Here is a 14,729-nt window from a genome sequence, read left to right as displayed (position 1 = left end):
CAAAAGCCTGCTCATTGCTTGAAATTCCATTTGTCGAAATTAATAAGTGATTACTCACTTTACAAATAGACTGTTTTCCCTTTATGATGGATGTAAGTGATTACTCACTTTTTAGTTGAAAAGGAGTGAACCAATGAAAAATTCAATTGTTTCCATCCAAAATGTATCCAAGACTTATGGAAAGCACCAGGTTTTAAAAGGCATTTACCTTGAAATTTACGAGGGTGAAATTTTTGGCCTGCTCGGCCCATCTGGAGCCGGCAAGACGACGCTTGTTAAACAACTGGCAGGACTGGAGGTGCCAACACAGGGGGAAAACCATATTTTCAGCGAAAAAATGCCCCAGCTGGATTTGATCAAACGAATTGGCTATATGGCACAATCTGACGCTCTATATACTGACTTAACAGCAAAGGAAAATCTTGATTTTTTTGCAGCGCTGTATGGATTAAAAGGAAAAGAAAAAAAGCAGCGGATGAATGAGGTAATGGAAATTGTTTCGTTAACTGACCATCTTGGCAAGCTGGTTTCCGATTATTCAGGGGGTATGAAAAGAAGACTTTCCCTTGCCATTTCCCTTCTGCATAGCCCTGGTCTCCTCATACTGGATGAACCTACTGTAGGAATCGATCCTGTCCTCAGAAAAAGCATCTGGGAATCTTTTAAAAGTCTGAAGGAAAACGGAACGACTATCCTGGTGACGACTCATGTTATGGATGAAGCTGGAAAGTGTGACAGACTTGGCATGATTAGAGACGGACAGCTCATTGCAGCTGGAACACCGGAAGAATTGATGCAGCAGACCAGCTCTGCCAATATTGAAGATGCCTTCCTGGCATATGGAGGTGCGCAAGTATGAGGATTATGGCCCTGGTTATACGGATACTCCGCCAGATTGTAAGAGATAAACGGACGATGGCTCTATTGATCTTCGCTCCTATCCTGGTCCTGACTATGCTTCACCTTGTGTTTAACGGAGATGAATATACGCCTGAAATTGGCCTCATTGATATCCCTGAAAAACTGGAATCTCAGCTTAACCTGGAAGATGCTAAACTCAAACACTATGATACGGAGAAGCTGGCAGAAAATGACCTATCAGACAAGAAGCTGGATGCGTATCTGGCTTTTGATCAGATGCCGCCATCAGTGGTTCTGGAAGGAAGCGATCCAAGTGTAAACGGAGCTGTGATGAAATGGGTTCAGGATGCACTGAAGCCTATACAGCAAAATGGAGAGAATCAGGAGATAAAGATCGATTATTTATTCGGCTCGGACGACATGGGGCAGTTTGATTATTTCGGGCCGGTGCTGCTGGGATTCTTTGTCTTTTTCTTTGTATTCCTGATTGCCGGTGTTTCCTTTTTGAGAGAAAGAACAACCGGTACACTTGAGCGGCTCTTGACCAGTCCTCTCCGGAAATGGGAAATCGTTACGGGATATATCATGGGATTTGGGTTATTCACCATGATCCAGGCTGCCATCATCGCCTGGTATGCAATCTATGTGCTTGGCATGCTGATGGAAGGGTCTTTTGGCTATGTCCTGCTCATTACACTGCTTCTTTCGCTGACAGCATTGACTCTGGGAATCCTGCTGTCTTCCTTTGCCAATAATGAGCTGCAGATGATTCAATTTATACCGCTTATTGTGGTTCCCCAGATCTTTTTCTCGGGGTTATTCAATCTGGAGACCATATCAGGGTGGCTCAGCTGGATCGGTCCTTTTACGCCTTTATTTTACGCAGCTGAAGCATTAAGAAATGTAATGGTGAGAGGATTTGGATGGGAAATGATTTATAAAGATCTGCTTATGCTGCTCGCTTTCTCATTGCTCTTTATGTTTCTGAATATCGCTGCTTTAAGACGGTACCGGAAAATTTAAAATTTCTTTTTGCATTTTCATTCCTTTATAATAAAGGCATAGATTTTGAACGTATAAAGGAGTTAACCATGCCAGAGCAGGATTCCATTTTAGAAGGATTATTTCAGGAAGAAGAAAGACTTACGGAGAAGCAGAAGAAAATTATCATGGCTGCGATTGAATCGTTTTCCGAAAAAGGCTATGCAGCCACTTCGACAAGTGAAATCGCCAAGAAGGCAGGAGTAGCCGAAGGAACCATCTTCAGACACTATAAAACAAAAAAGGATTTACTGATGGGGATTGTTTCCCCGATGATGGCGAAGCTGATTGCTCCCTTTGTCATCAAGGATCTATACAAAGTAATTAATCATAAATACGAACACTTTGAAGATTTTTTAAGAGCCATGATGGAAAACCGGATAGCGTTTCTGAAAAACAATATGCCTCTTATTAGGATCCTGATTCAGGAAATTCCGTTTCACCCTGAACTCAAGGAACAGTTTAAAGAGCATATCGCGATTAAAGTATTTGAACGCTTTGTTACTTTGGCTGAATATTATCAGAAAAAAGGTCAGATTATTGATATTCCAGCCTATAGTGTAGTCAGAATGACCTTTACATCGATATTTGGCTTTTTAATCGCGAGGTATTTAATATTGCCTGAAGCCGATTGGGATGATAAAAAGGAAATCGAGCTGACCATTCAATTCATCATGCATGGACTTTCTGCTAAAGACTAAAGCCTGGCACAGCTGCCAGGCTTTTTATATATCCGAAAGCGGAATTTGATAGAGTTTGTCATCCTTATCAAGCGGATTGCCGCGTCCGTCCGTATTGTTGCTGATAAAATATAGCACATCCCCTTCAATAAAGACGTCCCGGATTCTTCCTAAGTTAGAAACAATTTTCCTGACGTTCTTTGTTTCCAGATCAAACTCAAGAACGGCACTGCCTCTTAAAGCGGCAGTGTAAAGCTTGCCTTTATAATAGGCCACCCCGGACGGAGCCCAGGTTTCGTCATCACCTGAGGTAAATAGCGGTGATTCCATTCCTTCCTTCTTTTCGGTCCCTTTTATGACGGGCCATCCGTAATTTTTACCGGGAAGGATCTTATTGATTTCATCATTGGCCGATGGGCCGTGCTCACTTTCATATAAAGTTCCATCCTCAGCCCATGCCAGCCCCTGCGGATTGCGGTGGCCGTAACTATAAACATAGGATCCGCTGAAAGGATTATCCCCCGGTACGCTCCCATCCAGATTCATTCTTAGGATTTTTCCTCCCAGAGAATTCACATCCTGAGCAATTTCAGGATCAGTGGCAGCATCGCCTGCAGTAGCATAAAGCTTTCCGTCAGGGCCAATTTCAAGCCTGCCGCCGTGGTGGAACTGCCCGCTCGGGATTTTATCGAGCAAAAGCCTCTCCTCTTTCCACGTTCCCTCTTGAAGCCCAAGGGTCACTATACGATTAAACTGACCTGAGGTGTTTTCATAGGTGTAATAGGCATATGCTTCATTTGATTTTGAAAAATCAGGTGCCAGCACAAATCCAAGCAATCCAGCTTCGGAAGCAGTAGAAAGTTTTTTCGCAAGTTCAACTTTTTGACGTTCTTTCTTGCCATCCTCTACTTTTACAATGCTGCCCTGCCTTTCCGTCATGTAAAAGGTTTCGCCTGTTTTGGCAATGGACCAGGGAATATCAAGCTCATCCGCCAGTATTTCCGGCTCTTCACCGGCAGGAAGGCTTGCCTCCTGATCCTCGACTTGTTTCCCGCTATTATTCCCGCCGGTACTTGAGCATCCAGCCAGCAGGCCAAAAACCAGTAACCCTGCACCTAACACCTTTTTCATCCAGCTTCCATCCCCCTTGAAATTTTACTTCAGGACTTCCCGGATTGCCTTGGCTACACCGCTGTCTTCATTTGCAGATGTCACCGCATCACATTGTGCTTTAATGATGTCATCGGCATTTCCCATGGCAACGGATCTTCCTGCACGTTTGAACATAGACAAATCATTATAATTATCGCCAATTGCCATTGTTTCCAGAAGTGAAATGCCTCTTTCTTTTACAAAAGCTTCAAGAGCAATCCCCTTTTGGGCGTTCACACTTGTCAGCTCCAGGTTCTCATCCCCTGATGAACTTACAGCCATGCCTTCAAGCTTAAGCAAGTCTTCTTTGGCGGATACGAGAAAATCCGGTTCGAATGAGAAGGCCAGCAGCTTGTATATTTGGTGCTCGTCACTGTTGAAAAGCTCGTCATAGCTGTTCACTTTTCGCACCAGCCCTTTTGTAAAGCGTTCTTCCGCAGCTTTTGTCACTTCGTCAATATCCGCTTCTGGATTTCCGCTTAAAAAGATGTCGACAATGATGGAGACGCCGCGGTCTTCATCAATGGTGTATGTACCCTGGTTTGTGTATACCTCAAAATAAACGTTGTTCTGTACAAGGATATAGGCAGCTTTTTTAGCCAGGTCCTTATCGAGCGGATTGGAGGATACAACTTTTCCATCTGCAGCTCTCACTTCTGCCCCGTTTGCGCAAATAATCGGGCAGGAGATGCCGGCTTCATCGAGGACGAAGCTTGCTTCGAAGTAGGAGCGCCCGGTTGCGATGACTACTTCGACTCCTTTTTCCTGTGCTGTTTTAATGGCTTCGATATTTTCAGGCGTGATTTTCTGTGTGGCGGTTAAAAGCGTGCCGTCCATATCACTTGCAATGCATTTGATCATTATAATTTCACCTTCTGGCTGTAGTATTTTTACTGAAAAACTTATTTGCCATTCTATCATGTTCTTAGGGTTATTTTAAATAATTGCACTTCCCTGAAAAACTCTCTTACTTATTTTAGTTTATGTATGCTGTCCGTTGATTTCCGCTGCGGGCCCCCAGCAAACCCTCGGGGAGGAACGAGAGCCTCCTCCGCAGGACATTGATTATGCTTCCTCGGCTAAGCACCGCACGAAGGAAATGCGTCAGCATTTGCGAGGATCAAGAGTCCTCCACTGCAATCAACTCAGTGCTCCTAATTTAAATGATAAAAACCTAAGAGTCTAACCAATATACTTACTCCCCTCCCTAATGCTCAGCCTGGCAAGTGTGTTTGATTCAATAAACCTTTTAACTGATTCAGGGTTTGTTTTGGAGTATTCCCTGAGCGCCCAGCCGATGGCTTTTTGGATGAAGAATTCTTTGCTGTCATTGTTTAGCATAATATAGCGGTATAGCAGGTCTTCGTTTGTGCTGGTTTTGTATTTCAGCTGAAATAGGATGGCGGCCCTGCGGAGCCACATATTTTCGCTGGTCGCCCATCCCTCTATTTTTTCGGGGATGACTTCTGGATTTTTGGCCGCGATGGCGCCTGCCGGGTGGGCGGCAAGCATATCGACGGTATCCCACCAGGATTTCGTTGTGATCAGCTTTTCAACTAATGAGAGATGACTTTTGTCCAGTTTCCTTGTGAATTTCCCGATGTAGTCAAGGGCGGCAGCCTGGTATTCACGCTCTTCCAGATCCCATAAGGCTTCCACAAAATCCGGATTAAATTCCTGCTTCAGAAGGCCTGTCTCATTAAAAAATTCCTTTAAAAGAGCTCTTCGATCAGGCGCCTTAATTCCAAGAAAAGGAAAGTGGTCTTTAAGATAGCTTTGCATGGGGATTGCTTTTTCTATGTCTCTATTTTCCTCAAAAAGCTTTATTAATAATCGAATATCCATCTGAACACTCCTTTTTGCATCAACTTGGGGTTATGTTTCCCTATCCGAGTCCGGGTTCGGACTCGCTCTTCCCGATTTCTCCTTTTCCTGTCCGAATGAGCACCGGGTTCAGTTAATTTATCATTCCACATTCACCAACTGCCCTACACATTCTTCTCCATCTTCCATTCTCGAGGTATCGTCAACATTAAGCTGATAATAGCGGTACACCTTCTTCCAAAAGCGGATAGCAGGCTCATTTCGTTTTAACTGCTCTATATAGTAGGTTCCCTTATATTTGCTGAACAATAGATCAATCGCTGTTTGCCCCACGTTTTCCCCTCTGAACGAGTTATACAGAAAAAAGTCATTGATGCAGTAATCTGCTTTTCTTAAAAAGGGAGCACGCAAAAGCAGCAGGAATCCTGCCAGTTTGCCATCAGCTTTAATGAGGTAAGGTTCTATGCCTTCTTTGTCCCAGATTAATGAAAAGGCGTCAAATTCGAATGTGCCTTCTTCATTTACTTTCAATGCATCAGTGTATTTTGTTAAATCGTGCAGATAGAAAGCATACATGTTTCTTACGATATCCCGGTCTTTCCATTCAGCTTTCACTATTTTAACGTCCATATTTCCTGTCCCCTTTCGATGTTTACTCTCCTAATTTAAGTGGCAGAAGCCTTTTAGACAACAATTATGTCAGAAAAGAAGGAATAGATCGAATTTTACAGAAAATATAATAGGTTAATAATAAAAATTGGAGGTTGCATCATGAAAGTACTGGTATCTTTCTTTAACCGCATTATGCAGCGGTATTTGCCTGATCCATTTTTATTTGTCATTATCCTAACCTTCGTTGTTTTTGGATTAGGTTTGATTTTCACAGATAATGGACCTTACCAAATGGTTCAGCATTGGGGAAATGGTTTTTGGGGCCTGCTGACTTTTTCCATGCAGATGGTGCTGGTTTTAGTCACTGGACATGTGCTGGCCAGCAGCACGATCTTTAAAAAAGGATTAGGTGCACTGGCATCATTAGCCAAGTCACCAGGCCAGGCTATCCTTATTGTGTCATTCGTATCGATGATTGCAAGCTTAATTAACTGGGGATTTGGCCTCGTGATTGGCGCCTTATTTGCTAAAGAGCTTGCCAAAAAAGTAAAAAATGTGGATTATCGCCTGTTGATTGCAAGCGCTTACGCTGGCTTCGTTGTCTGGCACGGAGGAATTTCAGGTTCGATTCCATTGACCATTGCTACACCTGGACACTTCTCTGAAGAGATGATTGGCGTCATCTCTACTGACCAGACCATCTTTGCCGGATTCAATATTTTCATTGTTGTCGCACTATTGTTGGTTTTGCCTTTTGTAAACCGCTTTATGATGCCGTCGAAAGAAGAGACCATTGTGGTCGATCCTGCTCTTCTTCAAGAAGACATCCAGGCAGCTTCAATTGAAAAAGAGGCGATGACACCTGCTGAACGCCTGGAAAACAGCCGTCTGATTTCCCTGCTTGCCGGAATTTTTGGTCTTGTTTTCTTATTTTATTATTTCGCTGCAAAGGGGTTTAACCTGAACCTTGATATCGTAAATTTCCTATTCCTGTTCCTCGGCATCCTTTTCCATGGAACACCTAAAAGGTTCCTCGAAGCTGTCCTCAATGCAGTGAAAGGGGCTAGCGGAATCATTATTCAGTTCCCGTTTTATGCCGGAATCATGGGCATGATGACTGCCTCAGGACTTGCTGCGGTTATGTCTGAAGCGTTTGTCAGCATTTCGAATGATTACACATTCCATTTCTTCGCGTTTTTAAGCGCGGGGCTTGTGAACTTCTTTGTTCCTTCAGGAGGAGGCCAGTGGGCGGTTCAGGCTCCGATTATGCTTGAAGCGGCTCAGTCAATGGGTGCTTCCATCCCTAAAACAGCCATGGCTGTCGCATGGGGTGATGCCTGGACCAACTTAATTCAGCCTTTCTGGGCCCTTCCGGCGCTCGCCATTGCAGGACTCAAAGCAAAGGACATCATGGGATTCTGTGTTCTGACTCTGCTGGTCAGCGGGGTGATTATTTCAATAGGGTTTTTATTTTTCTAAAGTCAAAGAGCATGGCATCCGCCATGCTCTTCTATTATGAGATAATGTGTATTATCTTAATTTAGATAACTGTCTAGCTCCAGCGCCTGCCCCCTTGGGGTCACAAGCCAATCCTCTCAGAAAGGCAAAGAACTCCTTTCCGTGAGGCCTGTCTTGGGCTTAAGGCCCGCAGGACAAGGAAGGCTTCGTCAGCATAATCATCACACGACCAAAAGCGGAAGCTTTTGGGAGGATGCGGGTCATGCAGACGCTGCCACAGGACGTGGCGAGATCTTAGTCTGCGTTCCTTCGTGGGAATGGCGCTTCCGCTTTTCTCATGACATTCCATTATGATGATCATTTTTCATGTTATGCATATAAGACTCGATATAAGCTCTCTCTGACTCAGATACATGCTTTTCATTTTCTTCAGGGTCAAAATCGTCAATTCCATGCTTTTTATGCCACCAGTCCACAAACATTCCCGCTCCCAGCAATACTGCACAAAAGCCCAGCAAATATAGAATCAATTTGATCACCTCTCTATAGTATATCGATTTTTCAGAAAATATTGATATATTAGCCGAGCCTATTTTTCGGTAGGTGCAATTTATACTTTGACCGTTTCAGGCAGCTCCTGATAACCCTCCTGATAAATGCGGCTGATGATGGATTCGATTGCAGGCTCTTCCACGGTTAAATCTTTGATATTATGTGTTTCAGTAATTTGGGCAATTAATTCCGAGGCGGACACTTCATCCCGGTTAAATCGGATCCAGAAGCGGCTTGCTTCTTCTTTAAACACCTCACCGCCCTTAAGCTGGAGGCTGTGAGATGATTCCTCCAGGTCAACGATGAGTGTCCTCGTTTTGCCAAAACGCTCTTTTACCACTGCGATTTCCCCGTCGTAAACCTTTTGCCCATGGTCAATGAGAATCATCCGCTCACAAAGTTTTTCGATATCCTCCATATCATGTGTGGTTAAAATGACGGTGATTTTGCGCTCATTATTAATCTCTTTAATAAATGTCCTCATTTTCTCCTTAGCGATGACATCCAGGCCAATCGTCGGTTCATCAAGAAATAGGATTGGCGGGTCATGCAGCAGGGATGCGGCAATATCAGCTCTCATCCTTTGCCCAAGAGACAGCTGGCGGACCGGAGTATTCAAGAATTCATCCAGCCCCAATATCTCTGTAAAGGTGTCCATGTTTTCCTTATACCGTTTAGCCGAAACCTGATAGATTTCCTTCAGCAGCTCAAACGATTCGATTGTAGGAAGATCCCACCAAAGCTGTGTTCTCTGGCCGAATACCACTCCGATATTCTTGGCATTTTCCTGCCTGTTTTCATAGGGAATGATGCCGTTTACCGTTACACTCCCTGAGCTTGGGACAAGAATGCCCGTAAGCATTTTGATGGTGGTGGATTTTCCGGCACCATTCGGTCCGATATAGCCGACCATTTCCCCTTCTCCGATCGAAAAGCTGATATCCTTCACTGCTTCCTTCTTAATATGTTCTCTTTTCACCAGGCTCTTCACAGCGCCGAGAAAGCCTGTCTCCCTCTTGGCAATCATAAAGTCCTTCATCAAATGTTCAACCTCTATAATCGGCAATTCCAGCCCTCCTAAACTATGTCATGAACCTGTACTCTTATACCTCTTTAAACCGAGCATCCAAATATAATAGGCTATGGCAAAAAAAACGATGCCAACAAGCGGCGAATAATACCCAATATTCTCAGGGAAAAATGGCGTTTCCTTTTCCAGAAGCACAGCCGCGGGAAAGTAATTCACAAAGCCGAATGGAACGACAAAAGCGGTAAACCATTGGACGGCTTTCGGATAGATGACCAAAGGATAATTGGTCAGATTTCGGGCCGGATACATGGCCACCCAGTAAAATTGCTCCGATTTTGTCGTCCAGAAAGCGAGGGCAGATATCATGACAAGCAGACCTCCCTGGATGAGGATTCCCCCAACCACGGATAACAGCAGAAACAAACTTTTCCCGATGGTCCAATCCAGCTGCAGCTCAAAGCTGACCCAAATAAAAATGCCGATGCTGAAGATGAACTGTCCAAAAGATGCAACGTCAAACTTCATCGCCATGAAATGAAAAAATGGATTGATCGGCCTGACAAGGAAGCGGTCAAATGTGCCGTTTAAGATGTAGGTATCCAACCCCCTGAAATGAAAAAAGAGAATGATGCAGAATCCCCAGGATAAAACAGCGACAGCAAATAGAAACAGCATCTCGTAAAAGGTCCATGAGCCCAGTTCCTGAAACTGATAAAGCATGATCCACATCGTGACAGCAGTGCCTGTATAAGATGTGATCAGCCCGACAATCCTCATGACAAAGGCAAACCGGTACTGCAGCTGGGCCCTTACACCTGCGGAGATGAGCTTGAAATACAAATCCAAATATTTTAAAACACTCACACTCTATCCCCCCTGTACCACTACTTTTTGGGATGCGCGATTCCAGACAAACCTTAATAACAGATAACTGGCTGCAGCCCAAAATAATTGGACACCCAGGGAAAGCAGGATTTCAATTCCAGAGATTCTGCCTATAAAAATCGCATTTGGTATGTAATAGATCCCCTGAAACGGCAAGTAAAGCGCCATCTTTTCCAGCCAGCCCGGAAAAAACCACAGTGGAATGACTGATCCCGAAAGAAGGGACATGGCAAAGTAAAAGACATCGACAATCCCGCCTGTTTCAACGAGAAAAAAGGAAAGCAGCCCAAAAGACATTTCAATGCAATAGCGGATCAGGAATCCAATAAAGGCGGATACGATGAACAAAGCCCAAGTCTCCCAGCTAGAGGGCAATGTCAAATCCATAAAAATGAACATGACTGTATATAAAGGGAGCAGCGCTGTCAGTATGTAAAAGGCCACACTGCCAAAATCGGCAAAAAGATAGCGGAGCGGCACATCAAACGGCCTCATTAATTCCAGGGAAATATCTCCGGTCCGGACCTTCTCCTGGATTTCCCACAGCGGGGTGCCCGCCCCATTTACTCCAGATAAAAATTGGCTGACCACAATATATGTCAGCATGGACTCAAAGCTGACGCCGCCAGCTTCTTCCCTTCCGGCATATAAAGCAGTCCAAATTGAACCCCACATCAGCAGAAAAATAAGATTTGAGCCAAGCCGCGACCATACATCAAATCGATAAACGGCTGATCGAAGAAAGGCCTTCTTTGTGAAGGTCCCATATAACCGAAACCTGAACATCCGCACACCTGCTTTTTGATTTTTTTGATTATTTCATATTTTAACATAATTTAGGATCTTAAAAATATGTTTGTTTTAGAAGTTTAAAAAGAAGGGAAACAGTGGAATTTAAGAGAAAGGGTTGGCTTTTTCAGGGGTTATGAATTAAAATAACATTTGGTTTATAAATATAAGAAAAAGGTGAATGATATTGTTTGATGCATCCAGAAAGAAGCATTCTTCTTCAGATCTAATAAAATTTCTCATACCTTCTTTAATTGGAATCAGCTTATTCATGGTTCCGATCAAATATCAAGGGGATATTACAATTCCTATAGCCATATTTTCAGGCTGGATCCAAAACCTGCTCGCAGACTATCTTCCTGAAATTATGACCTTTATTATTGTCATTACACTTTTGGGTACATTGCTGGCCAAATTCGCTAAGCCCGCTTTTATCGAAAAAAGCCCTTTTTTCAAGAACCTATTTGACGTTCCCTACATCTGGGCTGCAGCGAGATTTATAGGCGCTGTTTTTGCTGTTATTACCCTTTTTCAAATCGGTCCTGAACAGATCTGGTCTGAAAACACAGGCGGACTTCTCCTAAATGACCTTCTGCCGATCCTGTTCTCGGTCTTTTTATTTGCCGGGCTGTTCCTGCCTTTGCTGCTGAACTTCGGATTGCTTGAATTCTTTGGCGCACTTTTAACAAAAATCATGCGTCCTGTATTTAAGCTGCCTGGAAGGTCATCGATTGACTGTGTGGCATCCTGGCTTGGCGATGGGACCATTGGTGTTCTTCTAACCAGCAAACAGTATGAAGAAGGCTATTATACGAAAAGGGAAGCGGCCATTATTGGCACAACCTTTTCCGTCGTATCCATTACCTTCAGCCTTGTTGTTATTTCACAGGTGAATCTTGGCCATATGTTTGTGCCTTTTTACCTGACCATTACAGCAGCGGGATTCCTTTGCGCCATTATCAGCCCTAGAATCTGGCCCCTGTCCAGAAAGCCTGATACGTATTATAACGGCCAGGAATCCGAGCTTGATGAGAGCATCCCTGAGGGACACACATCAGCAAGCTGGGGACTCCAGCAGGCTGTTGCCAAAGCAAGCACAAATCAGAGCTTGAAAGCCTTCTTCCAGGATGGCGCCAAAAACATTCTGGATATGTGGATGGGTGTAGCCCCGATTGTCATGGCTTTGGGAACCTTGGCTCTGATTATCGCGGAGTATACTCCTGTTTTTGCTTATTTAGGAATGCCATTCATTCCATTGCTTGAATTGATGCAGGTACCGGAAGCAAAAGCCGCTTCGGAAACACTTGTGGTCGGATTTGCTGATATGTTCTTGCCTTCCGTTATCGGTGCAGGCATCGAAAGCGAAATGACACGATTTATCGTAGCTTCAGTATCCGTTACCCAGCTGATTTATATGTCAGAGGTGGGCGGACTTCTGCTTGGCTCTAAAATCCCTGTAACATTATGGGACCTGATTATTATCTTTATCCAAAGAACGCTTATTACTTTGCCGGTGATTGTGCTGGCTGCTCATATTCTTTTCTAAATGGTTTTCCATTGGGTTAATACTGAAAACCTGATATGACGGGAAGTGACCGATATATCAACATTTTAACCGATAACATTAGAAACCCGGCCGATTAACAAGGTGCAGCGGCTGCTATCAGTGTAGCAAGCGCTGATTTCTACAGATAAAAGAGGTATCCTGAAGCGGATACCTCTTTTTTATTAGCTTCTTTAATTTAAAAACATTGGAAAGAACGAATTCTTCTCAAGTCTGTTCCATAATACGTCCAGCGCCAGTTCCTCCAGCGCCAGCCGGCTACAGATGTTCTGCCGACAAAGGTCGGGAAGAACCAGAAGCTGTTTCCATTTTGCAGCCATATAAACGTATTGCGGAATAAGCAGCCTCTTATGGCACCGGGATCAACAGCAAACGTGCTTACCTGCTGCATCTGTGGTGTGAAGCTTGGCGGCGGCCCTGATGGCGGTCCATCCTGACCTCCGGGGCCTCCTCCGCCACCTGGAGGCCCAAATCCACCGCCAGGACCACCTGGAGGCGGTCCTGGCGGGAATCCTGGAATATTAAACCCGCCGCCCGGAAATCCCGGAATGGTGAATCCACCGCCTGATCCTCCGCCAGGAAAAATGCGTCCATGTTCATTCTGGTCATACATATATGGATAAAACGGATAATTTGTATAATCCATTGTGTGTGGTCTCCCTTCTATTCCCTTATTGAAACTTTCTCTGAAATCAGCAGCAGCTCAGAGCGGACCTTCTCTTTGATCCGGTCAACTACTGCAAAGTCCATGGCGCTTACATAGATGTTTTCCAGCGTGTCCCGCTGGGTTTTGGCCCGTGCCAGATAGGATATGGCTTCGGTCATTTTATTTTTATAACGGGTGCTGATATCCTTTAGCTGTTCAGCGTAAATTTCATCTGTGCCTGAATTGATCGTAATTTCATACATGTCGACGATTTCATCTCCATCACGATCCGGAAAATACTCATGCGGCGCCGTGCTGTCAAAAATAGCGAGGCCCAGCTCGCGAACGATGATCATATCCAGGCTGTGCGGATCGAACCCGCAATGATAGATTTCAATATCAAATCCGCGGCTTTCAGCTTCTGCTGCCAGCTTCTTAAGCATCGTTGACTTGCCGGAACCCGGACGCCCTTTAATGAAGTACCTTTTTTGAATATCCTCCGTAAGATTCGGCACGAAATCCACCGCTCCAATCGGAGTGGCTGCCCCTAAATAACGATGTTTCACAGATGGAGTTTTGTTCAATTTTGCATTTCCATAGAAGGCGGAGATCAGCTTCTTGGTCAATTCATCCGCCTTCTGGAAATTCATATTTTCTATATAGATTTTCTCCCATTCATCATGGATTCTCAGTGCTTCGGCAAATGTGTCATAGGCCGCTGCAAAGGAATTGCTGATCTGACCAGACAGTAAAGTTATTTCTTCTCTTTTCGCAGCCAGCGCCCTTGAATCCCACGCTTCTCCGAGATTAATATATTCTTCGACGGCTCCGGGTGCTTTCGGTTCAATCACATGCGGCGCTGTTCCGTCGACAATGCCTGCTTTTAAAGAAGGAATGATCACGCCATCGATTGATTGACTGTCAGATGAGCAATAAATGTATTCAAGGTCATAGCCCTTTTCGGACAGTTCCGCTCCGATTGCTTTCATCAGTGATGATTTGCCTGTTCCTGGGCCGCCTTTTAAAATGAATAAGCGATCAAGCCCCTGCAGGTTCGATTCGAATAGATTGTGGAACCCCCGGGCTGTATTCCCGCCGGCGAAGTATTTCAGTATTTTCCCAGCCATTCTTACACTTCCTTTCGAAATGCATTTTCACCTTACAGTATGCAAAGGGAGCAGGATGGGTGAAAGCCTATTTAGAAAAGCGGAAGCGCCTTGCCCATGAAGGAACGCAGACTAAGAACGCCACGTCCTGTGGCAACGTCTGCATGACCCCCATCCTGGGGGCCCCAAGCACAAGACGAGCCTCCCGAAAAGGCGTTCTTTGCCTTTTTGGGAGGATTGCCCGAAATGAGGAGGCGACTGCCCAGGGACGACAGGCATAAGACAGTTCCTGCAAGAAGGCGTTCTTCCTTCTGAAAGGAAACGGCTTATGACCCCGAGTCCCTAGGAGCCGAAACAAGACAAACCGAAATGTGTAGGCGACTGCTTAGGGACGACAAGCATAAGACGAGCCCTGCAAGAAGGTGTTTTTTCCTTCTGAAAGGGAATGGCTTATGTCTCGAGTCCCTAGGAGCCTCAACAAGACAAGCTTGTGATCTCGAGGGGGTAGGCTGCTTGCGCTAGACAATTA

Annotated in this window: 15 protein-coding genes; 5 read left to right on the top strand and 10 right to left on the bottom strand. The window is 44.7% G+C overall.

Going from position 1 to position 14,729, the window contains the following annotated elements:
• Positions 1-133 precede the first annotated feature (133 nt).
• From NR125_RS12200 to NR125_RS12190, 3 genes are all read left to right on the top strand, one after another.
• Positions 134-859, top strand: a complete 726-nt coding sequence (locus tag NR125_RS12200; RefSeq protein ID WP_256815434.1) for an ABC transporter ATP-binding protein — start codon at positions 134-136, stop codon at positions 857-859.
• Positions 856-1,884: an ABC transporter permease gene (locus NR125_RS12195; RefSeq protein ID WP_256815433.1), complete on the top strand. Its 1,029-nt coding sequence runs from the start codon at positions 856-858 to the stop codon at positions 1,882-1,884. Before NR125_RS12200 ends, NR125_RS12195 begins: the two co-directional genes overlap by 4 nt.
• Before the next feature lie 68 nt (positions 1,885-1,952).
• Positions 1,953-2,603, top strand: coding sequence for a TetR/AcrR family transcriptional regulator (locus tag NR125_RS12190; protein WP_251156335.1), 651 nt, complete (start codon positions 1,953-1,955; stop codon positions 2,601-2,603).
• Positions 2,604-2,627: 24 nt separating this feature from the next.
• Here the strand turns inward: NR125_RS12190 and NR125_RS12185 are convergent, their stop codons facing one another.
• The 4 genes from NR125_RS12185 to NR125_RS12170 form a co-directional block, all read right to left on the bottom strand.
• Positions 2,628-3,713, bottom strand: a complete 1,086-nt coding sequence (locus tag NR125_RS12185) for a PQQ-dependent sugar dehydrogenase (protein WP_251156336.1) — start codon at positions 3,711-3,713, stop codon at positions 2,628-2,630.
• 24 nt (positions 3,714-3,737) lie between these two features.
• The gene (locus NR125_RS12180) at positions 3,738-4,595 is read right to left on the bottom strand and encodes a Cof-type HAD-IIB family hydrolase (protein ID WP_009332354.1); all 858 of its coding nucleotides are present in this window, start codon (positions 4,593-4,595) and stop codon (positions 3,738-3,740) included.
• 321 nt (positions 4,596-4,916) lie between these two features.
• Positions 4,917-5,579, bottom strand: coding sequence for a DNA alkylation repair protein (locus NR125_RS12175; protein ID WP_256815432.1), 663 nt, complete (start codon positions 5,577-5,579; stop codon positions 4,917-4,919).
• A 120-nt stretch (positions 5,580-5,699) separates the two neighbouring features.
• The gene (locus NR125_RS12170; protein ID WP_256815431.1) at positions 5,700-6,188 is read right to left on the bottom strand and encodes a GNAT family N-acetyltransferase; all 489 of its coding nucleotides are present in this window, start codon (positions 6,186-6,188) and stop codon (positions 5,700-5,702) included.
• A 141-nt stretch (positions 6,189-6,329) separates the two neighbouring features.
• On the opposite strand from NR125_RS12170, the gene NR125_RS12165 reads away from it, so the two are divergent.
• Positions 6,330-7,649, top strand: a complete 1,320-nt coding sequence (locus NR125_RS12165; RefSeq protein ID WP_009332357.1) for a short-chain fatty acid transporter — start codon at positions 6,330-6,332, stop codon at positions 7,647-7,649.
• Between the two features lie 314 nt (positions 7,650-7,963).
• Here NR125_RS12165 and NR125_RS12160 read toward each other — a convergent pair whose 3' ends face one another.
• The 4 genes from NR125_RS12160 to NR125_RS12145 all read right to left on the bottom strand — a co-directional run bounded on the left by NR125_RS12160 (position 7,964) and on the right by NR125_RS12145 (position 10,881).
• Positions 7,964-8,167 (bottom strand): hypothetical protein, encoded by a 204-nt coding sequence (locus NR125_RS12160; RefSeq protein WP_162271992.1) that lies wholly within the window; start codon positions 8,165-8,167, stop codon positions 7,964-7,966.
• A 71-nt stretch (positions 8,168-8,238) separates the two neighbouring features.
• On the bottom strand, positions 8,239-9,246 hold the full coding sequence (locus tag NR125_RS12155) for an ABC transporter ATP-binding protein (protein ID WP_009332359.1): 1,008 nt from the start codon (positions 9,244-9,246) through the stop codon (positions 8,239-8,241).
• A gap of 21 nt (positions 9,247-9,267) precedes the next feature.
• Positions 9,268-10,074: an ABC transporter permease gene (locus NR125_RS12150; protein WP_009332360.1), complete on the bottom strand. Its 807-nt coding sequence runs from the start codon at positions 10,072-10,074 to the stop codon at positions 9,268-9,270.
• Positions 10,075-10,077: 3 nt separating this feature from the next.
• Entirely contained in the window at positions 10,078-10,881 is an 804-nt protein-coding gene (locus NR125_RS12145; RefSeq protein WP_071158239.1) for an ABC transporter permease, read from the bottom strand.
• Between the two features lie 184 nt (positions 10,882-11,065).
• Here NR125_RS12145 and NR125_RS12140 point away from each other — a divergent pair, with 184 nt between their 5' ends.
• Positions 11,066-12,430 carry a YjiH family protein gene (locus NR125_RS12140; protein WP_009332362.1) on the top strand — a complete coding sequence of 455 codons (1,365 nt, stop codon included), beginning with the start codon at positions 11,066-11,068 and terminating at the stop codon, positions 12,428-12,430.
• Between the two features lie 196 nt (positions 12,431-12,626).
• Here NR125_RS12140 and NR125_RS12135 read toward each other — a convergent pair whose 3' ends face one another.
• Positions 12,627-13,094 (bottom strand): hypothetical protein, encoded by a 468-nt coding sequence (locus tag NR125_RS12135; protein ID WP_071158237.1) that lies wholly within the window; start codon positions 13,092-13,094, stop codon positions 12,627-12,629.
• Positions 13,095-13,111: 17 nt separating this feature from the next.
• Entirely contained in the window at positions 13,112-14,221 is a 1,110-nt protein-coding gene (locus tag NR125_RS12130; protein ID WP_192907982.1) for a PRK06851 family protein, read from the bottom strand.
• Between the last annotated feature and the right edge of the window lie 508 nt (positions 14,222-14,729).

This window comes from Cytobacillus sp. Bac17 (assembly GCF_024519925.1).
Lineage (GTDB): Bacteria > Bacillota > Bacilli > Bacillales > Cytobacillaceae > Cytobacillus > Cytobacillus pseudoceanisediminis.
Note: the sequence above shows the minus strand (reverse complement) of the source record. Positions and strands in the feature narration are given on the sequence as shown.

Excerpts from the sequence above, each read along its gene's own strand:
- NR125_RS12130 (WP_192907982.1), bottom strand. The coding sequence starts at position 14,221 with ATGGCTGGGAAAATACTGAAATACTTCGCCGGCGGGAATACAGCCCGG.
- NR125_RS12165 (WP_009332357.1), top strand. The coding sequence starts at position 6,330 with ATGAAAGTACTGGTATCTTTCTTTAACCGCATTATGCAGCGGTATTTG.
- NR125_RS12170 (WP_256815431.1), bottom strand. The coding sequence starts at position 6,188 with ATGGACGTTAAAATAGTGAAAGCTGAATGGAAAGACCGGGATATCGTA.
- NR125_RS12145 (WP_071158239.1), bottom strand. The coding sequence starts at position 10,881 with ATGTTCAGGTTTCGGTTATATGGGACCTTCACAAAGAAGGCCTTTCTT.
- NR125_RS12185 (WP_251156336.1), bottom strand. The coding sequence starts at position 3,713 with ATGAAAAAGGTGTTAGGTGCAGGGTTACTGGTTTTTGGCCTGCTGGCT.
- NR125_RS12190 (WP_251156335.1), top strand. The coding sequence starts at position 1,953 with ATGCCAGAGCAGGATTCCATTTTAGAAGGATTATTTCAGGAAGAAGAA.
- NR125_RS12140 (WP_009332362.1), top strand. The coding sequence starts at position 11,066 with ATGATATTGTTTGATGCATCCAGAAAGAAGCATTCTTCTTCAGATCTA.
- NR125_RS12195 (WP_256815433.1), top strand. The coding sequence starts at position 856 with ATGAGGATTATGGCCCTGGTTATACGGATACTCCGCCAGATTGTAAGA.
- NR125_RS12180 (WP_009332354.1), bottom strand. The coding sequence starts at position 4,595 with ATGATCAAATGCATTGCAAGTGATATGGACGGCACGCTTTTAACCGCC.
- NR125_RS12175 (WP_256815432.1), bottom strand. The coding sequence starts at position 5,579 with ATGGATATTCGATTATTAATAAAGCTTTTTGAGGAAAATAGAGACATA.
- NR125_RS12135 (WP_071158237.1), bottom strand. The coding sequence starts at position 13,094 with ATGGATTATACAAATTATCCGTTTTATCCATATATGTATGACCAGAAT.
- NR125_RS12200 (WP_256815434.1), top strand. The coding sequence starts at position 134 with ATGAAAAATTCAATTGTTTCCATCCAAAATGTATCCAAGACTTATGGA.